The sequence below is a fragment of the Brevundimonas sp. genome (assembly GCF_041911375.1).
Lineage (GTDB): Bacteria > Pseudomonadota > Alphaproteobacteria > Caulobacterales > Caulobacteraceae > Brevundimonas.
The window spans coordinates 55,488-75,197 of record NZ_JAYRPA010000066.1 but is presented as its reverse complement, the minus strand read 5'-3'; the positions used below and the strand labels follow the sequence as shown (position 1 = coordinate 75,197).

Genomic DNA, 19,710 nt, shown 5'->3' with positions numbered 1-19,710 from the left:
GGCGGCGGGGGCGGCGGCGCGGGCCAGACCCTGTCCGGCGCAGGCGGCCCGGGCGCCGCCGGCCTGGTGCGCATCACGGCGATCGGGTGAGGCCGATGAGACGCTTGCGCGCGCCCGAGGCGGTCGAGGTGCTGGACGAGGAGGCCTGGGAGGTCCCCGCCAGCCTGAGCGAGGACGACTGGAGGGGCATGGCCCCGGATGGCCGACGCGACGGCCGCGAAGAACGGGAGGACGAAGCATGGTGAGACCGAAAGGTCGGCCGCTGGCGGAGGGGCGGTGGTTCTGGCGCAGGCTTTACGCCTTCGCCGTGACGGGATCGCTGCTGTGGCTGTTGCGGCGGGCGGTGCTGGCGACCCCGCCGGAGCGGATGCCCGAGACCGCGCGGGGGCTGATGGTGCTGATGGCGCTGATTTTGGTGCTGTATCTGGTGGCGCCGACGGCGCAGCAGCTAGCCGCGATGGCGGCGAACCTTCGGCTGCGCCTGGCCGTTCGGGGGCGGCCATGAGCTTCCGGCTTTCGGCGCGCTCGCGGGCGCGGTTGAAGGGCGTTCATCCGGCCCTGGTCGCGGTGGTCGAAGAGGCCATTCTTCGCACGCCCGTGGACTTCATGATCACCGAAGGCGTGCGGACGCCGGAGCGGCAGGCCGGCCTGGTCAAGGCCGGGGCTAGCCGAACGCTGAAGTCGCGTCACCTGACCGGTCACGCGGTGGATGTCGCGGCCGTGGTCGAGGGGCGGGTGCGCTGGGACTGGCCGCTCTATCCCCGCATCGCCGAGGCCTTCCTTTCGGCGGCGGACGAGCAGGGAGCCGCCGTCATCTGGGGCGGCGACTGGCCGACGTTGCGCGACGGCCCGCATTTCGAGCTGGATCGGAGGGGGTTTCCATGACGGGCGGCTGGATGCCGAGGACGCTCCGGCCAGCGGTCTGGATCGCGATAACGGCGCTCGCCGCCGGTCTGGCGCTGATGGTGCTGAACGGCGCGGGCTTTCGCTGGGACCCGCTCGGGCTGACGCAGCGCCGGCTCGAGCGGGCCGAGGCCGGCGCGGCGGCCGGGCGGGCCGAGGCCCAAGCCCGGCGACTTGAAGCCCGCGGGGCCGAGGACCAGGCCCGGCGTCTCGAACATCTCAATCAACGCGATGCGGCGGCGGGCCAGGTCACCGCCGTCGCCGTCGACCAGGCCAGGAGCGCCCATGACGCCGACCACGTTCTTGAACCGGATCGCGCTGATCGCCTGCGCGGTCATGACGACCAGCTGTGCCGCCTCGCGCCAGACCTCGACGGTTGCGCCGGCGCGGCTGCTTCTGCCGGAGGCGGCGACGCGGCCGTGCGCCCTGGCCGTCCTGCCCGCTGGTCCGACAGTCGCTGATCTGGAGGCGGCCTATGTTCTGCGCGGGTCGCAGATCGTGGCGTGCGACGGGGCCCGGCGGCTGGCGGTCGAGACGCTGCTGGCCGAGCGCGCGCTGCAGGATCGGCAGGGCCGCGGCGAGGGCGACTGAAACCGGCGACCGGCAGGATCGACTCGGCAACTTCTGCCGCCATCGGCGGACTTTGCCGGGCCGCGCCGACGCTCCTTCATGCCAATGCGTAGGAAATCAACGGCTTGGCGTTTCCTGCCGTGTCGCCAGCCGTGGCCTCGCCCTTGCTCCAAGGAGGGCGAGCAAAATGCTCCCGGCCGCCAAAATGGCGTCGGACATCACACGAAGTGAAAAAGGACAGCCAAAATGGCTAACAACAGCATCAATGTGAACGTCGGCGCGATGGTCGCGCTGCAAAACCTCAACGCGTCCAACCGTGAGTTGGCCGTGACGCAAAACCGTGTCTCCACGGGATTGGCGGTCTCGAGCGCCAAGGACAATGGCGCGATCTTCGCCATCGCCACCAACCAGCGCGCCGAGCTGGGATCGCTGAACGCGGTCCGCCAGTCGCTGCAGCGCGGTCAATCCATCGTGGACGTGGCCCTGGCCGCCGGCGACACCGTCGTCGCCGCCCTGACCGAAATGAAAGCTCTGGCCGTCGCCATCGAGGCCGGCGGATCGTCCGCCACGACCACCGCCCTGCAGAACGATTACGACGCCCTTCAGGATGAAATCGACGCCGCCCTGGCCGGCGCCAACTTCGATGGCGTCAACCTGTGGACCGACGGCGCCGTCACCGGCGTCCTGACCGACACCTCCGGCACGACCTACGACATCGGCTTCGCCGCCGCCGTCGACCCGACGCCCGCGAGCGCGACCGCGGCGGACGTTCAGGCCGCCATCGAGTCCTTCACCGCCGACCTAGCCACCATCGGCACCCAGTCCAAGTCGCTCGAGCGCCAGACCACCTTCAACAGCAAGATGCAGGACGCGGTCGAGGCCGGCATCGGCAATCTGGTGGACGCCGACCTAGCCAAGGAAAGCGCGCGCCTGACGGCTCTGCAGACCAAGCAGCAACTGGGCGTCCAGGCGCTGTCGATTGCGAACTCGTCCAGTCAGATCCTGCTGAACCTGTTCAACTAAGCCGTCCTCTTCCCGAAAATCTGAGCCCTTGAGGCGGCCGGACCCAGTCCGGCCGCCTTTTTGCTTGTCCGGCAGATCGTGCCGGGCATTTTTTGCCGGGCGCCAGGCGTTTTTTGCCGCGGCTCGGTCAGATCTGCCGGGCGGCTTAACCTAACCGCCTGAATAAAGCCGCAAAATCAATATGTTATGGCGATGTTGCGAGGCCTCGTTAACCTTTCGGCTGGCCCGGCACTTGCTTCCATCGATGTGGGCAAAAAGCCCTCGGTCGCCAAAACGGCGCCGGACATCACGAAGTGAAAAGGACAGCCAAAATGGCTAACAGCATCAACACGAACTACGGCGCCAACGTCGCGCTGCAGACCCTGAACGCCACCAACCGGGCGCTCGCCACCACCCAGAACCGCGTCAGCACCGGCCAGGCCGTCTCCTCGGCCAAGGACAACGGCGCGATCTTCGCCATCGCCACCAATCAGCGCGCTGAAATGAGCGCCCTGGGCTCGGTCAAGCAGTCGCTGCAACGCGGTCAATCGATCGTCGACGTGGCCCTGGCCGCCGGCGACACCGTCATCGACGCTCTCACCGAGATGAAGGCGCTGGCCGTCGCCATCGAAGCCGGCGGCTCCTCGGCCACCACCACGGCTCTGCAGGCCGACTACGACGCGCTGCAGACCGAAATCGACAACGCCCTGGCCGGCGCCGACTTCGACGGCGAAAACCTGTGGACGGCCTCGGTGGACGTGATCACGGACACCGCCGGCACGGTCAAGACCATCGGCATGGGCACGCCGTCGGACGCCACGCCCGCGGGCGCGACGGCCGCTGAAGTCCAGGCCGCGATCGAGGCCTTCACGGCCGACCTGGCGACCCTGGGCACTCAGTCCAAGTCGCTGGAACGTTCGGTCGCCTTCACCAGCAAGATGGAAGACGCCCTGGAAGCCGGTATCGGCAACCTGGTCGACGCCGATCTGGCCAAGGAAAGCGCCCGACTGACGGCCCTGCAAACCAAGCAGCAGCTGGGTGTGCAGGCGCTGTCGATCGCCAACTCGTCGAGCTCGATCCTGCTCGGCCTGTTCCGCTAAGACGACCGGCCGGGGCGGCCCGCGTGACCGCCCCGGCCGATCTCTTGACTAGGAGGGCGCGGCGTCAGCTGCGCCTGGAGCCATGTCCAATCATGTCGCGAGAGTAGCAAGCGTACCCACAGCCGCCATCGAGATCGCCGTTCCCGCCTCGCCGCCAAGGCCCGACGCCCGGAACGACAACATCGACATCAGCCGGCTGCGGCTGACCATCGAGGCGACCCCGGAGGGGCACTTCATCTACAAGGTCCTGGACCGCGTCACCGGGGAGGTGATCCGGCAGCTTCCGCGTGAGGAGGTTCAGCGGCTGAACGCCGACCCGACCTATCGCGGCGGCCAGGTGGTCGACACGACCGCCTGAACGCCTGAACGCCAGGGCGTCCCGGGTTCCATCCGTCGCCGGCGCTCGCCGAGCGACGTCGTCGGCGTTACTTCGCCGTTAACCATACGCACACGACTCACGGGTATTCTGCTTCGAACAGAAGTTCCGAGGCTCGAAGCCCCCATGACCACCAGCATCCATACCAACGCTTCGGCGCTTGTGGCGCTGCAGAATCTGAACCGGACGAACGAGCAGCTCGCGGCCACGCAGAGCCGCGTCAACACGGGCCTGAAGGTTCAGGGCGCGAAGGACAATGCGGCCGTCTGGGCCGTGGCGCAGGGTCAGCGGGCGGACAAGGGGTCGCTCGAGGCGGTGACCACCAGCTTGAACCGGGCGACTTCCATCGCCGACGTCTCACTGGCGGCCGGACAGCAGATTTCGGACCTGCTGATCGAACTGAAGCAGAAGGCCACGGCGGCGTCGGAGCCCAGCGCGACGCAGGCGACGCGAGATTCCTACAATTCGGAGTTCCAGTCGCTTCTGGAATCGATCCAGTCGTTCGCCGACAACGCCATCTTCGACGGCGCCAACATTCTGGACGGCACGATCGCCGCGCCGCTGGACTTCCTGGCCAACGCCAACGCGACCGAGACGATTTCTCTCTCCCCGCAGGACATGACGCTAGTGGGGCTGGGGCTCGACGGGCTGGATCTGACCAGCGAGGCCAACGCCGATGCGGCCCTGACGGCTGTGACGGCCGCCATCACGACCAGCAGCGGACGCCTTGCGGAGCTGGGCGCGGCGGCCAAGCAGATCGAGCGCCACACCGTCTTCGTCAGCAAGCTGTCCGACTCGCTGGAATCCGGCATCGGCAACCTGGTCGACGCCGACCTGGCCAAGGAAAGCGCTCGTCTTCAGGCCCTGCAAGTGCAGCAGCAACTGGGCGTCCAGGCGCTGTCGATCGCCAACCAGGCGCCGCAGGTCATCCTGTCCCTGTTCCAGGGGTAGGCGCCAGTTAACGCGCCGTTATCGCGGCTCAGCGCAGACTGGAGGCGCGGAGACGGATGATGATCAACCAGAGCTATCTGCTCGGCCTGTTCGGCGCGTCGTCCTCGACCGCGGCCGGCGGCGGCGCGTCCGCGATCATCCCGCCCAAGAAGACCCAGCCGACGGCGCCCTGGTCCAGTCCCGAGACGGCGTCCAAGCCCAGCGATCTGGTGCGTTCGGCCCTGGCTGGCCGTCGCCTGATCAACGAAACGGCCGTCGATCTGGACATGGCCGGCGCCTCGCCCGACTACACGCGCCTTTTCGCGCTTTATCAGGGGCTGGAAACGCTGAGCGCCTTGGCCGATCGGGCCAATGAGCGGGGGCTGAGCACCCTCGAGCTGTCCCAGACGGCGAAGCGGTTCTCCAGCGGGCTGCAGGAGATCAGCGACTGGCTGTCGACGACGAAGTTCCAGGACATCGACCTGGTGCAGGGCGTGTCTTCGACCAAGGTCAAGACCACCGCCGGGGTCGAGAAAACCTCCACCACCTTCGTCTCACAGCCGGTCCACAGCGGCGCCATCTCCGAGCCGGTCGCGGCCTTCGCGGGCGATGTTCGGTTCACCATGACGGTGGGCGAGGGCGCCGCGGCGCGCACGATCCAGATCGACCTGGCGGACATGGGCGATACGCCGCGCACCTTCGGCGCCGTCACCGAACACATCAACGGCAAGCTGGCCGACGCCGGCGTGGCCACCCGCGTCTCCTACGAACAGATCCCCGGAGAACCGAAAACCGTCAAGAGCGGGGACAAGACCATCACCCTGCCGGCAGGGCCGGACCAATGGGCGTTCGAAATCCAGGGCGCCGCCGGCGAGGCGGTTTCCTTCGCCGCCGACGCCGTCTCCGATGCGATCTATGTCACCCAGGGCGTAGGCGCCAAGGGCGCCGACCAACTGCTGAAATTCCAGTCGGACGGCGGGGCTGCGCCGGCGCCGTCGGCGGCCATCGCTGATCCATTCGCGGTCGAAGGGCAGGTCGGCCGCACGACGCTGCCGGAAGGCGTCGAGACGGTGCGGGCCAGCGCCGTCGCGCCGGACGGGACGCTGTGGGTGGTGGCGGACATGACGTCCAGCGACCCCAACCAGCCGATCAAGGGTCAGCGGGACGTGGCGCTGATGAAGTACGACTCCGCGGGCAACCTGTTGTCGACCAAGCTGCTCGGCGCGGCGTCCGACGCCAGCGGCTTCGCCATCGCCATCGACGCCGATGGCCGCGTCGCCGTCGCCGGCTCGGTGACCGGGGCGCTGGAACCGGGCAAGAGCGGCGCGGATGCGACCGTGGCCGACAGCTTCGTGACCGTGTTCGACGCGGCGGGGGCGGAGCTCTGGACCCAAAGGCGCGGGGCCAAGGCGGCGGACGAGGCGACGGCGGTCAGCTTCGGGCCCGACGGCCAGGTCTATGTCGCCGGACGCGCCAAATCCGCCATGCCCGGAACGGTCGCCCAGGGCGGCTGGGACAGTTATCTCCAGACCTTCACCGAGCAACAGCAGACGCCGATCGCGCCCAAGGTCGGCGTGTCGACCTCCACGCTGCAGTTCGGAAGCGTCGGCGACGATTCCGTCCAGGCCATGACCGTCTCGGGCGCCGATCTCTACACCGCGGGGGTGGAGAACGGCCGCATCATGGTGCGCCAGTTCACCCTGGGCGCGGACGGATCGCCCACGCTGGCGGCGACCCGCGACCTGGGCCTGGCCCAGGGCTCGATCGCCGGGATCGCGGTCGCCGACGGCCGCGTGATCCTGACCGGTCAGACGGAGAACGCCGCGCTGGATGTCGGAACGCCGACCAACGCCCACGCCGGGGGCTCCGATGCGTTCGTCGCGGTCCTGTCGGGCGATCTTCAGCCTTCCGCCGGCGACCGGCTGACCTACGTCGGCGGCGCGGGCGACGACAGCGCGGCCGATGTGGCGTTCAAGGACGGCAAGGTCTGGATCACCGGATCCAACCGCGCCGCCGCCGCCGGCGAGGAGGATCCCAGCCAGGGCTATCTGATGCGGATGGACCCGGAAACGGGCGCGACCGAGTGGAGCCAGACCTGGACGGCCGACAACGGTCAGGCCCGGCCGGCGACGATCGCCGTGGCGTCGGGCGGCGCCAGCGTTCTGGACCGCCTGGGGCTTTCCGCAGGGGACGATCTCGCAGACCAACGCCAAGCAACTGACCCAGGCCACCGCCTTGCGCGTCGGCGACCAGTTCACTGTCACGCCCGGCAACAGCGGGCGCGCCGTCACCGTCGAGATCACGGCCAAGGACACGCTGGACACCCTGGCCAAGAAGATCGTCAACGCCTCGGGGCGGCAGCTGAAAGTCGCCGTGGTCACCGACAAGACCGCGCCCTTCATGCAGCGCCTGGAAATCACGGCCGAGGACAACAAGGCGGGCGCCGTCATCTCGTCGGGCGCGCCAGGCAAGGATGCGCTGGGCGCATTGGGACTGTCGCCTGGCCTTATCAGCCCCACGACGGACTCCAAGGACAAGGCCGAGGCCAAGAAGGCGTTCGGTCTGACCTTGCCCAACAACCTGAATCTCAACAGCAAGGAGTCGATCAAGGCCGCGATCGAAGCCTTGTCCGCGGCGATCTCCACCGTGCGGTCGGCCTACAAGGGCCTGGCGCCGCGGACGACCGAGATCACCAACTCCCTGACCGGCAAGGGGGGATCGACCGCCTACTACAACACCCAGGCGGCCAACTTTCAGGCGGCGCTGGATCGGCTCGGCGGCCTGACCGCCTGAGGCGACGCTTCCCGGTTGACGGCCGGCGCCGGGTCGGGGTTATTGACGGTCCCCCCTCCGTGAAAGCCGTCGCATGGCCCTTCCTCAAGACAATCGCGTGATCATCGCCATCGGCGCCGCCGTGGTGATCGTCGCCGCCGTCGTGCTGGCGCTGGTCTTCACCGGCGGCGAGCAGCCTGAGGAAGCGCCTCCGGCCTCCAAGGGCGGGCTGGTGGTCGATCTGGCCGAGGCGCCGTCGCTGGAGCCGACGCGCGAGCTGCGCTGCTTCGTCGACGGCCAGTTCGTCGGCATGGCCACCCTGGCGGACTGCGCCCAGCGCAACGGACTAGCCACCGATGCGCTGGATGTCGGCCTGGACGAAACGGGCGCCCTGGCGGCGGCCCCGACCGCCGCCTTCGCCCCGCCGCCGCAAGCGCCTTCGGTCGATCTGGCCGAGGCCGCGCCGCCGCCGACGCCCGAAGACGACCCGCAGCGTCCTGCCCCCGCGCCGGCCACCGCCGCGACCCCCTGCCTGCGCCACACCGGTTCGGACTGGCGCGTGCTGTCCAGCGGGATGAGCCTGAACGCCTGCGTTCAGGCGCTTTACGCCGGGACCTGCGTGCGTCCGGGCGACGCCCTGTACGGCCGCTGGGGCGACACCACGCTGCGCCTGGTGCCGCGTCGGGTTGAACAATCGGCCGACAACACACGTTTCCGCACTCTGGCGGAGCAGGACCGCAACTGCCAATTTCCGGGACTGAACTGATGCGCGCTTCCATCGTCCTCGCCGCCGTCGCCGGCGCCGCCCTGGTGGGGGCGTGCAGCAACGAGCCCGATTTCACCTTCGAGCCCGGGGTCTGCTACTTCGTCGCCACGCCCGAGGGCGAGGCCCCGCGCCTGGAGGTCGTGGCCCGCGATCAGGCCCAGATCGAGTTCTGCGCCGCGCGGCTGGAGGAAATGCGGTTGCGCTTCCTGCGCATGGGCGGAACCAACCAGGAGATCACGGGCGCTTACCAGGGTCGGTTCGTCTTCGTTGACCGCGAGGGCGTGAAGATCGGCCAGTCCCTGAATGGCAGCCGCTTCTTCGCCATGGCCCGCACCGGCGATGGTCGTCTGGCCATCCCCGGCGCCATCGCGCGCGACGACACCGGCCGCCCCGTCGCCGTCGCGCCCGCGCCGGAGGGCCAGTAATCGGCCTTGCGCGATGCGAACAAAGGTGGAACATTCTTTAATCCACCGGTTTGGAGGGCCCGAGATCGAATGCGGGGTGGCGACAAGTCGTCTGCGCCTTAAGAGATCGGGCTGAATTTCGGGCGCGGCGACCGAGTCGTCGGCCCATGCGAAAAGGGAATCCCATGGCGGGCAGCGTCAACAAGGTCATTCTGGTCGGCAACCTGGGCCGCGATCCGGAAATCCGGTCCATGCCGAACGGCGACCGCATCGCCAACCTGTCGATCGCGACCTCGGAAACCTGGCGCGACAAGTCCTCGGGCGAGCGCAAGGAAAAGACCGAGTGGCACCGCGTCGTCATCTTCAACGACAACATCGTCAAGGTCGTCGAGAACTATGTGAAGAAGGGCTCGACCGTCTACATCGAGGGCGCGCTCCAGACCCGCAAATGGACCGACCAGCAAGGCGTCGAGAAGTATTCGACCGAGATCGTCGTCAGCCGCTTCAAGGGTGAACTGACCATGCTGGGCGGCCGTTCGGAAGGCGGCGCGTCGGGGGGCTATGGCGGCGGTGGCGGTCGCGGCGACGACGACTATTCCTCGGGCTTCTCCACCGGCGGCGCCAACAAGCCGAGCGGCCCCAAGGAAAGCTACGACCTGAACGACGACATCCCGTTCTAGGACGGGCCGGGCGTCGTCTTGCGACGCCCGATCGGGGGCTCCACGCAGGCCGAAACCTGGGGTCATTCAAAGTGAGCCGACGCGGCCGCCGCGTCGTGCCATACGGCGGTCATGACCCAAGTCGAAGCCCCCGCAAAGCCCCACGCCCTGACCGGGCTGGAGATGGCCGCCATCCTGGCGATCATCGTCACCTGGGGCGTGAACAATGCGGCGGGCAAGCTGGCCACCGAGGTCATGCCGCCGCTGCTGGTCGGCGCCTTGCGGTTCCTGATCGCGACGCTCTGTCTGTTTCCCTTCGTGCGGCCGCCCTTTCCGGACTGGCGCAGTCTGGTGCTGATCGTCTTCGTCGGCGGCGCCCTGCAGTACGGTCTGCTGTATGTCGCCTACTGGCTGGCGCAGGATGTCAGCCCCGTGACGGTCGCCAACCAGCTGTGGATCCCGCTGACGACCCTGTTCGCCTTCCTGCTGCTGAAGGAACGGCTGGGCAAGGCGGCGCTGGCGGGCATGATCATCGCCTTCGCCGGGGTGGGCTGGATGATGCTGGACGCCCACGCCTTGCAGGATTGGCGCGCCATCCTGGTCGGCATAGCGGCCGGGGCGGCCTGGGCGTTGACGACCGTCGTGGCGCGCCGGACCACCTCGATCCCGCCGCTGAAGATGCAGGGCCTGCTGGCGGCGGGCACCCTTCCGGTCATGGCGTTTGGGTCGGCCGTGTTCGAGCGCGACCAGGTCGAGGCGATCCGACAGGCGACGCCGCTGGTCTGGGCCTCGCTGCTGTGGGCCGGGATCGTCTCGTCGGTTCTGGCCACGACCCTGCTGTTCTGGCTGGTTCAGCGGCGCGAGGCCGGGCGTGTCACGCCCTATCTTCTGGCGACGCCCGTGGTGACCATCCTGATCGGCTGGGCCTTCATGGGCGACGTGCTGACGCCGCAGATACTGACGGGCGCCGCCCTGGCGATGGGCGGGGTGGCCGTCGTGGCCCTGGCGGAGCGCGGCCTGCGCGCCGGCGCCGCCAAGGCTTGATCTTTGGGGCCGTCGGACTTCGCCCTGCTTGAGCCGGCTGGCGTCAGCTCGCGCTGAGCGCCGCGCAGGCCACGCGGTCGCCGGCGCCGCCGATGGGCTGGCTGTTATGATCGTCCGGATTGGCGTGGATGATGATGGCCGAGCCGTCCTGGTCCCACAGCCACTGGCCGGGACCTTGCGACGATATGCGGGCGTGGGTGGTGAACAGCTCCGCGTTCACCTTGCCGTCCGGGCCGGCGTAGACGTTGGGCAGATCGCCGTCGTCGGGCCCCGCCGTGTTCAGCAGGCCGTGCGGCGCCTTGGGTTCGGCATGATTGATGTGGGCGCCGGACGAGGTGAAGGGCGCCTCGCAGGCTCCCGTGGCGTGAATGTGGATGCCGTGCCAGCCCGGCGTCAGGCCCGAGGCCTCGACCTTGATCAACAGGCCGGTCGGCCCCTGGCGCAGGTCGACGCGGCCGATATCGACGCCCTGGGCGTTGATGAGCACGGCCTGGCCGGTTGCGCCCACCGGAGCGCGGTTCATCGACAGCTGCGACTCTTCGACGGTCGAGGCGCAGGCGGCGGTCAGGCCGAGCGGAGCGGCGATCATCAGGGCGGCGGCGAGGCGATTGACGCGAAGCTGAGGGCGCATTGGGAAAGTCCTTTCAGAGACGGGCTTTCATGGCGGCGTTGCTTTGCCACCCGAGCCCCGGAATGCTAGAAATCGTCACAGCGGATCACGTTCCGATTCCGGCCGCATAAAGCCACGCTTCCTTGACCGACGACAGCTACGAAAACGCCGCAACCCCGATCAACGGCCGAGGCGGCGGCTCCGACATTTCCACGATCACGATCGAGGACGAACTGAAGCGTTCGTATCTCGACTACGCCATGAGCGTGATCGTTTCGCGCGCCCTCCCGGACGCCCGTGACGGGCTGAAACCGGTTCACCGTCGCATCCTGTATTCGATGCACGACCTGAACATGACGCCGGAGCGCAGCTATTCGAAGTGCGCCCGCGTGGTCGGCGACGTGCTGGGCCGGTTCCACCCCCACGGCGACGCCTCGGTCTACATGGCCCTGGTGCGGATGGCTCAGCCCTTCTCGATGGGGCTGATGCTGGTCGACGGTCAGGGCAACTTCGGCTCGGTCGACGGCGATATGCCCGCCTCGATGCGTTACACCGAGTGCCGCATGGCGCCGGCGGCGACGGCCCTGATGGCCGACATCGACAAGGACACGGTCGATTTCCAGCCGAACTACGACGAGAAGGAGCTGGAGCCGGTCGTCCTGCCCAGCCGGATTCCGAACCTTCTGGTCAATGGCGCGGGCGGCATCGCCGTCGGCATGGCGACGAACATCCCGCCGCATAACCTGGGCGAAGTCGTGGATGCGGCCTTGGCGCTGCTGGATGATCCGGACGTCTCGGACGAGACGCTGCTGGACATCGTGCCGGGTCCGGACTTCCCGACCGGCGGCGAAATCATGGGCCGCACCGCGCCGCGCAACGCCCTGCGTGACGGCCGCGGCTCGGTGGTGGTGCGCGGTCGCGCCTCGGTCGAGGAGATCCGCAAGGATCGCGAGGCCATCGTCGTCACCGAACTGCCGTTCCAGGTCAACAAACAGACTTTGATCGAACGCATCGCCGAAATGGTGCGCGAGAAGCGTCTGGAAGGCATTTCGGACGTCCGCGACGAATCCGACCGCCAGGGCATGCGCATCGTCATCGAGCTGAAGCGCGATGCTTCGGGCGACGTGATCCTGAACCAGCTGTGGCGCTACACCGCGATGCAGAGCTCGTTCGGCGTCAACATGCTGGCGCTGAACCACGGCCGGCCCGAACAGATGGGCCTGCGGCAGTTGCTGCAGATCTTCCTCGACTTCCGTGAGGAGGTGGTGGTCCGCCGCGTCAAGTTCGAGCTGAACAAGGCCCGCGATCGCGGCCACGTCCTGGTCGGCCTGGCCGTCGCCGTTGCCAATATCGACGAGGTCATTCACATCATCCGGTCCTCGGCCGATCCGGCCGAGGCGCGCGAGCGACTGCAGGCCAAGGCCTGGCCGGTCGGCGACATGATGGCCCTGGTCGAGCTGATCGCCGACCCGCGCACCGTCATCGTCGAGGGGGACAAGATCCGCCTGACCGACGAACAGGCCCGCGCCATCCTGGCGCTGACCCTGTCGCGTCTGACCGGCCTGGGCCGCGACGACATCTTCGGCGAGGCGCACGGCCTGGCCGACACCATCCAGGGCCACCTGACCATCCTGTCGGACCGTAAGAACGTCCTGGCCATCATTCGCGACGACCTGATCGACGTGAAGGACAGGTTCGCCACGCCCCGCCGCACCCTGATCGGGGAAGGCGACGGCGAGATGGAGGACGAGGACCTGATCCCGCGCGAGGACATGGTCGTCACAGTCACCCACGGCGGCTACGTCAAGCGCGTGGCGCTGAACGCCTATCGAACCCAGCATCGCGGCGGCAAGGGCCGCAGCGGCATGGCGATGAAGGATGAAGACGCCATCACCGGCGTGTTCAGCGCCTCCACCCACACGCCGGTCCTCTTCTTCGCCACCAACGGCAAGGCCTACAAGCTCAAGACCTGGCGTCTGCCGCTGGGCAATCCGCAGTCGCGCGGCAAGGCCTTCGTCAACCTGCTGCCCATCGAGCCGGGCGACAGCATCATGAATGTGCTGCCCCTGCCCGAGGACGAGACGACCTGGGGCGACTACGACATCATGTTCGCCACCAGCTCGGGCGACGTGCGCCGCAACAAGCTGTCGGACTTCGCCACGGTCAACCGCGCCGGCAAGATCGCCATGAAGCTGGAAGGCGACGACCGCATGGTCGGCGTCGGCCTGTGCACGGCCGACGACGACGTGCTGCTGACCACGGCGCTGGGCCGCGCGATCCGGTTCAAGGCCGACGACGTGCGCGTGTTCAAGGGCCGGGATTCGACCGGCGTCCGCGGCGTGCGCCTGCAGAACGGCGACGAGGTCATCTCCATGGCCATCCTGGGCCGCGTCGACGCCACGCCCGAGGAACGCGCCGCCTACGTCAAACACGCCAACGCCATGCGCAAGGCCCTGGCCGGCGCGGAGGGCGAAGACGAGCCGCCGACCGCCGAGGCCGAGGACGACGTCGCCGAGGCCCCGATCTCGCCCGAGCGGATCGCCGAACTGGGCGCCGCCGAACAGTTCATCCTGACGGTCACCGAGACGGGCTTCGGCAAGCGATCCTCGGCCTATGAATATCGCCGCACCGGTCGCGGCGGCCAGGGCCTTACGGCCCACGGCCTGGGCGGTCGCGCCGGCACGCGCCTGGCCGCCGCCTTCCCGGTTGAGGAGACCGACGATCTGCTGCTGGTCACCTCGGGCGGTCAGATGATCCGCACCCGCATGGATCAGGTCCGCATCGTCGGCCGCGCCAGCCAGGGCGTCACCATCTTCCGCACCGGCAAGGACGAGAAGGTCGTCTCGGTCGAACGCCTGCCGGAAAGCGGCGGATCGAATGAGGCGGATGTCGCAGACGAAGGCGGAGACATCTGATCCTCCATCGCGCAGCGGGGAAGGGGAGGATCGTTTGAAGTCGGACATCCTGATCGACGGCCTCCCCGCCGCCCCTGACGACCTCGCCCACCAGGCCCTGGTCAACTACGGCGCCTATACCTCCTTCCGCGTCGAGAACGGCGCGGCCAGGGGGCTCGATCTCCACCTCGCCCGCCTCGACCGGGCCGCCGTGGAACTGTTCGGCGAAAGCCCCGGCGAGGCCGAGTTCCGCCGCCTGATGGCCGTCGCCGTCGCCGGCCGCGACGCCTGCTGGCTGCGCCTCAGCCTGTTCTCGCCTGAAATCGGCCACCGCGCGCCGTCCTACATCGGGCGTCCCAAGGTGATGACCGTCGCCTCGCCGCCGCCGCCGCCGCTGGCCGCCAGCGTGCGGGTGACCGCCCTGGCCCACTGCCGTCCGACGCCCCACCTGAAACATGTGGCGACGATGGACCTGACGCGGGCCCGGCGTGCGGCGCGAGAGAAGGGGTTCGACGACGCCCTTTTCATCGACGCCGAGGACTGGGTCTCCGAGGGAACGTTGTGGAACATCGGCTTCCTGCGCGATGACGCCGTGACCTGGCCCCAGGCGCCGATGCTGGCAGGCGTCACCCAGGCCCTCATCGCGCAGGGGCTGGATCGGATGGGCGTGTCCCAACAGACGCGGCCGGTCCGGCTGGACGAAGTCGCGACCTTCGACGGCGCCTTTCTCTGCAACAGCGCCACGCCGGTCTGTCCGGTCACCGCAATCGATGACGTGGCGTTTGCTGGTCGTCCGGCCCTGCTGGACCTGTTGGAGGCGGCCTGGGCGTCCAGCCCGCCGCAGCCCATCTGAAACCGTCGCGATGACGAAGGCGTCAGCCGGCTAGGCCGCTGATTTCGCACCTGCTAAACGATCCCGACAAGCAGGCGACAGGCTGGGGAGACACGCCGTGCGCATAGGACTTTACCCGGGCACCTTCGACCCGGTCACAAACGGCCACACCGACATCATCAAGCGGGCGCTGAAGCTGGTGGACCGCGTCGTGATCGGCGTGGCGCAGAACGACGACAAGGGCCCGCTGTTCTCGACGGACGAGCGGGTCGAGATGGTGCGCGCCGAGATGGCGGCCATCGGCGGCGACATCGTGGTGCAGCCCTTCTCCACGCTGCTGATGCATTTCGCCGAGGAGGTCGGCGCCAGCGTCATCATCCGAGGTTTGCGCGCGGTCGCCGACTTCGAATACGAGTTCCAGATGACGGCCATGAACCAGCGCCTCAATCAGGACATCGAGACCGTCTTTCTGATGGCCGACCCGCGGCATCAGGCTATCGCCTCGCGGCTGGTCAAGGAAATCGCCCGTCTGAACGGGAATATCGAAAGCTTCGTCAGCCCGGCCGTGGCCGAACAGGTGCGGGCGAAGGTCAGGACCAAGGGATGATCTCGCGTATGCCTTTCAAGCTTATGGCCGCGGCGGCCGCCGTTCTCGCCGTCGCCGCTCCGATGACGCTGCCTGCGTCGGCACTGGCGCAGGCCGCTTCGGACTGGCGCACGGTCGCGCCCGAGAACCTCCTGGTGATCGACACCGCCAAGGGGCGGGTGCTGGTCGAGGTGTCGCCGCTGGCCGCGCCCAACCATGTCGAGCGCATCCGCACCCTGGCGAACCAGGGCTTCTACGACGGGCTGAAGTTCCACCGCGTCATTCCCAACTTCATGGCCCAGACGGGCGATCCGCAGGGAACCGGGCAGGGGGGCAGCGACCTGCCGGACCTGAAGGCGGAGTTCAGCTTCCGTCGCGGCGCCGACGCCGCCTTCGCGCGACTGCCGACGGCGAGCGGCCTGGTCGGTCTGGTCGGCGCCCTGCCGGTTCAGACCCAGCCGGACGCCCAGATGATGATCACGGCCGACTTCAAGGTCGATGCGGGCGGTCTGTTCTGCACCGGCGTCTTGGGCATGGCCCGCGCCGGCTCGCCGGACAGCGCCAACAGCCAGTTCTTCCTGATGACCGGCGAGCGCGACATCCTGAACGGCCAGTACACCGCGTTCGGCCGCGTCCTGTCCGGCCAGGAGACCCTGCGGACCCTCAACGCCGGGTCCGAAGCGGAGGACGGCAAGGTGGCGAATCCCGACGTCATGACCCGCGTCCGCATGGCCTCCGCCCTGCCCGAAGGCGAGCGCCCGACCGTCCGGGTGCAGACCGCCGCCGCCGCCGTGGCCGCAGCGCAGGCCGTCGGCCAGACCAACGTTTGCGCCATCCAGCCGACCGCCGAGGTGAGCGGCGGCTGACGGCTTTCAGCAAGGGGGACCGAGGGGCATGAGAGTTCGCGACATCCTGCTGGCGGCCGCCGTGGTCGCGTCGCCGGCCGCAGCCCAGGAGGCGGCCGCGCCGCCCCCGCCTGCGCCGCCCGGAGAGTGGCGGTCGATCGCGCCCGAGAATCTGCTGATCATCGACACCAGCCGCGGCCAGATCCTGGTCGAGATGGCGCCGGCGCTGGCGCCCGGCCACGTCGAGCGCATCCGCCTTTTGGCCTCTCGCGGCTTCTACGACAATCTGAGCTGGCACCGGGTCATCGACTGGTTCATGGCCCAGACCGGCGATCCGCTGGGCACCGGCGACGGACAGAGCTGGTATCCTGACCTGAAGGCCGAGTTCACCTTCAGGCGCGGCCCGGACATGGCCTTCACTCCGGTCTCGGCCCCGGCCGGTTCGTTGCGCGGCTTCGTCGGCTCTGTCCCGGTGGAGACGCAGCCCGACGCCCTGATGGCCGGGACGCCGGACCGCAAGGTGCACGGGTGGGGCGTCTATTGTCACGGTGTGGCGGGCATGGCGCGCGATGAAGGCGTCGACACGGCCAACAGCCAGTTCTTCCTGATGCGTCAGCCCTATCCGTCGCTGGACAAGCGCTACACCGTCTGGGGCCGGGTGGTGGTCGGACTGGACGTCGTGCGCGCGCTGAAAGCCAGCGACACCCCCGATGGCGTCGTCCCCGATCCGGATCGCATGATCCGGGTTCGAGTGGCCGCCGACCTGCCCGAGGGGGACCGGCCCGCCGTGGCCGTCATCAACACTGCGTCGCCGACGTTCCAGGCGCTGGCCGAGCGGGCGCGTCAGGCGCGCGGCGCGGATTTCTCCATCTGCGACATCGACCTGCCGGTGCGGATCACGCCGGCGACGACGGGGCCGATTTCCCCGACCCCCTAGAGCGGCCACGCCGACGCCGCCGCCGCGCGGGCCTGCGGGCCTCGCGCATCATCTGCAGAAGCAGGCCCTCGCGCAGGCCGCGATCGGCGACGCGCACGCGCTCGGAAGGCCAGGCGCGCTGGATGGCCTCCAGTATCGCGGCGCCCGCCAGCACCAGATCGGCGCGATCCGGACCGATGCAGGCCTCGCGCGCACGGCCGGACGGCCCCAGCGCCTTCAGGCGGTCGGCGGCCGCCTCGCATTCCGCGCGCGTCATCCACAGCCCATCGACTCGGTCGCGATTGTAGCGGGGCAGTTTCAGGTGGATGCCGGCCAGGCTGGTGATGGCCCCGGACGTGCCGACCAGATGCGCCCGATCGGCCGCGAACAAGGCGCGGATGTCGTCGTGCCGGATGCCCCCGGCCGTGATCGCCGCGCCCATGTCGGCGACCATCGCCTCGTACCAGTCGTCGCCAGAATCCGCCGGTTCAGGGTGGCGCTCGGCCAGGGTCACGACGCCCAGGGGCGCCGACATCCATCCGGCCGTCTCATAGCCGTCGCCCGCCCGACGCAGCCAGGACATCTCGGTCGAGCCGCCGCCGACGTCGATGACCAGCGCGGCCTCGGCCGCCGGATCGATCAGATTGATGCACCCCTCGACGGAAAGGCGGGCTTCCTCGGCCGGATCGATGATGCGCAGGCTCAGGCCGGTCCCCGCCCGCACCCGTTCGACGAAGGCGGCGCCGTTGTCGGCGGCCCGGCACGCCTGGGTGGCGACCGCGGCGAGACGGTCTGTGTCGACGCCCTTGCGGGCCAGTCTTTCCGCGCAAAGGGCCAGCGCCTCATACGCCCGGTCCATGGCCCCGTCATCCAGGCGCCCGGTCCGCGACAGACCTTCGCCCAGGCGCACGATGCGGCTGAAGCTGTCGACCACCCGGAAGCCCTCACGCGCGGGACGCGCGATCAGCAGGCGGCAATTGTTGGTCCCCAGGTCGAGCGCGCCATAGAGCGGCGCATCCCGACCCGACGCATCCCGTTGCCGGGAAGGCTGGGACCGCTCGTCGCGCCGTCTTGGCGCGCCGTGGGTCTCCGGCATGGGCCGTATCCAATGTGGGCGGTCCGAAGCGGCGCCCGTCTCCGCGACCCTAGCGCGACGGAATCGTCCGCGCCAAGCCATTCTGTCAGCAAGATGAACGGCCTTGGGGGCGTCCGCTTCAGATGCAGGGGCGTATCAGATCGACCATGACCCGGATTCATATCGCCCGCTTCAACATCGGCCAGGTCGTCCGCCACCGCGACGACGCCTTTCGGGGCGTGATCATGGATGTGGACGCCGGCTACGATGGCCCCGCGTCGGACACCGGCGACCTGTCGGCCGATCAGCCCTTCTACCGTGTCTACGCCATGGGCGAGGACGGCGGCTTCGTCGCCTATGCCGCCGAGGGCGTGCTGGAGCACGATGACAGCCGCCTGACCCGCGCGGACGAAAAGCGCTGGTTCACCGTCGACGCCGACGGTCACCACGCCCCGCTGGACATGCGGCTGCACTGACGGTTGGAACCGACGGCGGCCGAGGGCTATATGCGGACAAAAGAGGAAACGCGCTCCATGTCCGATTTCGAGCATGTCTTCGAACAGCCGCCGGAAGGCGCCGCCGCCGACTGGACCATCCCCCAGAACTGGGCCGCCTACACCGCCGTCGAGCACCAGACCTGGGACACGCTGTACGCGCGCCAGATGGAGATCCTGCCGGGGCGCGCCTGCGAAGCCTTCCTGAACGGGCTGAAGGCGCTGGACCTTAACGCTGGCGGCATTCCCGACTTCGACGTCATAAATCCCAAGCTCCAGGCCCTGACCGGATGGACGGTGGTGTGCGTGCCGGGCCTGGTTCCCGACGAGGTCTTCTTCGATCACCTGGCCAACCGCCGTTTCGTCTCGGGCCAGTTCATCAGGAAGCCGGACCAGCTGGACTACCTGCAGGAGCCCGACATCTTCCACGATGTCTTCGGCCATGTGCCGATGCTGACCGACCCGGATTTCGCGGCCTATATGGAAGCCTACGGCAAGGGCGGTCAGCGCGCCGCCGGCCTGGGCATGCTCCAGAATCTGGCGCGCCTGTACTGGTACACCGTCGAGTTCGGCCTGATGAAGGAGGCCGACGGCCTTCGCATCTATGGCGCCGGCATCGTGTCCTCGGCGACGGAAAGCGTCTTCGCCCTGGACGACCCGTCGCCCAACCGGATCGGCTTCGACCTGGAGCGGGTGATGCGGACCCTCTACCGGATCGACGACTTCCAGCAGGTCTATTTCGTCATCGACGGCCTGGAAGCGCTGAAGGACGAGACGCTGAAGGACTTCGGGCCCGTCTATGAGCGGTTGAAGGGCCAGCCGGACATCGGCATCGAGACCGTCCTGCCCGGCGACCACGTGTTCACGCGCGGCACACAGGCATACGCCGCCAAGGGCGGTCGGTTCGCGGCCTAAAAAGGCAAGCGACGGGC

The 19,710-nt window shown here is 68.6% G+C and carries 22 protein-coding genes; 20 read left to right on the top strand and 2 right to left on the bottom strand.

Annotated features, from left to right (window positions below):
* Positions 1 to 95: 95 nt before the first annotated feature.
* The 13 genes from ACE3PU_RS11705 (at position 96) to ACE3PU_RS11645 (ending at position 10,526) form a co-directional block, all read left to right on the top strand.
* A complete protein-coding gene (locus tag ACE3PU_RS11705) occupies positions 96 to 245 on the top strand; it encodes a hypothetical protein (protein WP_374389936.1) in 150 nt (49 codons plus the stop codon).
* Positions 239 to 505, top strand: coding sequence for a hypothetical protein (locus ACE3PU_RS11700; RefSeq protein WP_374389934.1), 267 nt, complete (start codon positions 239 to 241; stop codon positions 503 to 505). Before ACE3PU_RS11705 ends, ACE3PU_RS11700 begins: the two co-directional genes overlap by 7 nt.
* Positions 502 to 885, top strand: a complete 384-nt coding sequence (locus ACE3PU_RS11695; protein WP_374389932.1) for a M15 family metallopeptidase — start codon at positions 502 to 504, stop codon at positions 883 to 885. Before ACE3PU_RS11700 ends, ACE3PU_RS11695 begins: the two co-directional genes overlap by 4 nt.
* Before the next feature lie 303 nt (positions 886 to 1,188).
* Positions 1,189 to 1,494, top strand: coding sequence for a hypothetical protein (locus ACE3PU_RS11690; protein ID WP_374389930.1), 306 nt, complete (start codon positions 1,189 to 1,191; stop codon positions 1,492 to 1,494).
* A 225-nt stretch (positions 1,495 to 1,719) separates the two neighbouring features.
* On the top strand, positions 1,720 to 2,496 hold the full coding sequence (locus ACE3PU_RS11685; RefSeq protein ID WP_374389928.1) for a flagellin: 777 nt from the start codon (positions 1,720 to 1,722) through the stop codon (positions 2,494 to 2,496).
* Between the two features lie 311 nt (positions 2,497 to 2,807).
* The gene (locus ACE3PU_RS11680) at positions 2,808 to 3,575 is read left to right on the top strand and encodes a flagellin (protein WP_374389926.1); all 768 of its coding nucleotides are present in this window, start codon (positions 2,808 to 2,810) and stop codon (positions 3,573 to 3,575) included.
* An 82-nt stretch (positions 3,576 to 3,657) separates the two neighbouring features.
* A complete protein-coding gene (locus ACE3PU_RS11675) occupies positions 3,658 to 3,933 on the top strand; it encodes a hypothetical protein (RefSeq protein ID WP_374389924.1) in 276 nt (91 codons plus the stop codon).
* Positions 3,934 to 4,077: 144 nt separating this feature from the next.
* A complete protein-coding gene (locus ACE3PU_RS11670; RefSeq protein WP_374389922.1) occupies positions 4,078 to 4,902 on the top strand; it encodes a flagellin in 825 nt (274 codons plus the stop codon).
* 59 nt (positions 4,903 to 4,961) lie between these two features.
* Positions 4,962 to 7,775, top strand: a complete 2,814-nt coding sequence (locus ACE3PU_RS11665; RefSeq protein WP_374389920.1) for a transcriptional regulator — start codon at positions 4,962 to 4,964, stop codon at positions 7,773 to 7,775.
* Positions 7,748 to 8,419, top strand: coding sequence for a hypothetical protein (locus tag ACE3PU_RS11660; protein ID WP_374389918.1), 672 nt, complete (start codon positions 7,748 to 7,750; stop codon positions 8,417 to 8,419). The genes ACE3PU_RS11665 and ACE3PU_RS11660 overlap by 28 nt, the downstream gene beginning before the upstream one ends.
* Positions 8,419 to 8,844: a hypothetical protein gene (locus ACE3PU_RS11655; protein ID WP_374389916.1), complete on the top strand. Its 426-nt coding sequence runs from the start codon at positions 8,419 to 8,421 to the stop codon at positions 8,842 to 8,844. The genes ACE3PU_RS11660 and ACE3PU_RS11655 overlap by 1 nt, the downstream gene beginning before the upstream one ends.
* A 164-nt stretch (positions 8,845 to 9,008) precedes the next feature.
* Positions 9,009 to 9,503 carry a single-stranded DNA-binding protein gene (gene ssb / locus ACE3PU_RS11650; RefSeq protein ID WP_374389914.1) on the top strand — a complete coding sequence of 165 codons (495 nt, stop codon included), beginning with the start codon at positions 9,009 to 9,011 and terminating at the stop codon, positions 9,501 to 9,503.
* Positions 9,504 to 9,614: 111 nt separating this feature from the next.
* Positions 9,615 to 10,526 carry a DMT family transporter gene (locus ACE3PU_RS11645; protein WP_374389912.1) on the top strand — a complete coding sequence of 304 codons (912 nt, stop codon included), beginning with the start codon at positions 9,615 to 9,617 and terminating at the stop codon, positions 10,524 to 10,526.
* Positions 10,527 to 10,569: 43 nt separating this feature from the next.
* Here ACE3PU_RS11645 and ACE3PU_RS11640 read toward each other — a convergent pair whose 3' ends face one another.
* Positions 10,570 to 11,157 (bottom strand): superoxide dismutase family protein, encoded by a 588-nt coding sequence (locus ACE3PU_RS11640; RefSeq protein ID WP_374389910.1) that lies wholly within the window; start codon positions 11,155 to 11,157, stop codon positions 10,570 to 10,572.
* Positions 11,158 to 11,279: 122 nt separating this feature from the next.
* Between ACE3PU_RS11640 and gyrA the strand changes: the two genes are divergently transcribed.
* The 5 genes from gyrA (at position 11,280) to ACE3PU_RS11615 (ending at position 17,230) form a co-directional block, all read left to right on the top strand.
* Positions 11,280 to 14,051 carry a DNA gyrase subunit A gene (gene gyrA / locus ACE3PU_RS11635; RefSeq protein ID WP_374389908.1) on the top strand — a complete coding sequence of 924 codons (2,772 nt, stop codon included), beginning with the start codon at positions 11,280 to 11,282 and terminating at the stop codon, positions 14,049 to 14,051.
* Between the two features lie 34 nt (positions 14,052 to 14,085).
* A complete protein-coding gene (locus ACE3PU_RS11630; RefSeq protein ID WP_374389906.1) occupies positions 14,086 to 14,883 on the top strand; it encodes an aminotransferase class IV in 798 nt (265 codons plus the stop codon).
* 97 nt (positions 14,884 to 14,980) lie between these two features.
* Positions 14,981 to 15,469 (top strand): pantetheine-phosphate adenylyltransferase, encoded by a 489-nt coding sequence (gene coaD, locus ACE3PU_RS11625; protein WP_374389904.1) that lies wholly within the window; start codon positions 14,981 to 14,983, stop codon positions 15,467 to 15,469.
* Between the two features lie 8 nt (positions 15,470 to 15,477).
* The gene (locus ACE3PU_RS11620) at positions 15,478 to 16,314 is read left to right on the top strand and encodes a peptidylprolyl isomerase (protein ID WP_374389902.1); all 837 of its coding nucleotides are present in this window, start codon (positions 15,478 to 15,480) and stop codon (positions 16,312 to 16,314) included.
* A gap of 28 nt (positions 16,315 to 16,342) precedes the next feature.
* Positions 16,343 to 17,230, top strand: coding sequence for a peptidylprolyl isomerase (locus ACE3PU_RS11615; protein ID WP_374389900.1), 888 nt, complete (start codon positions 16,343 to 16,345; stop codon positions 17,228 to 17,230).
* On the opposite strand, the gene ACE3PU_RS11610 is transcribed toward ACE3PU_RS11615, so the two are convergent.
* Positions 17,190 to 18,305, bottom strand: coding sequence for a Ppx/GppA phosphatase family protein (locus ACE3PU_RS11610; RefSeq protein ID WP_374389898.1), 1,116 nt, complete (start codon positions 18,303 to 18,305; stop codon positions 17,190 to 17,192). The two genes, ACE3PU_RS11615 and ACE3PU_RS11610, sit on opposite strands and share 41 nt — an antisense overlap.
* 146 nt (positions 18,306 to 18,451) lie before the next feature.
* Here ACE3PU_RS11610 and hspQ point away from each other — a divergent pair, with 146 nt between their 5' ends.
* Entirely contained in the window at positions 18,452 to 18,760 is a 309-nt protein-coding gene (hspQ, locus tag ACE3PU_RS11605) for a heat shock protein HspQ (protein WP_374389896.1), read from the top strand.
* Positions 18,761 to 18,817: 57 nt separating this feature from the next.
* On the top strand, positions 18,818 to 19,693 hold the full coding sequence (gene phhA / locus ACE3PU_RS11600) for a phenylalanine 4-monooxygenase (protein WP_374389894.1): 876 nt from the start codon (positions 18,818 to 18,820) through the stop codon (positions 19,691 to 19,693).
* The last annotated feature ends 17 nt before the right edge of the window (positions 19,694 to 19,710 follow it).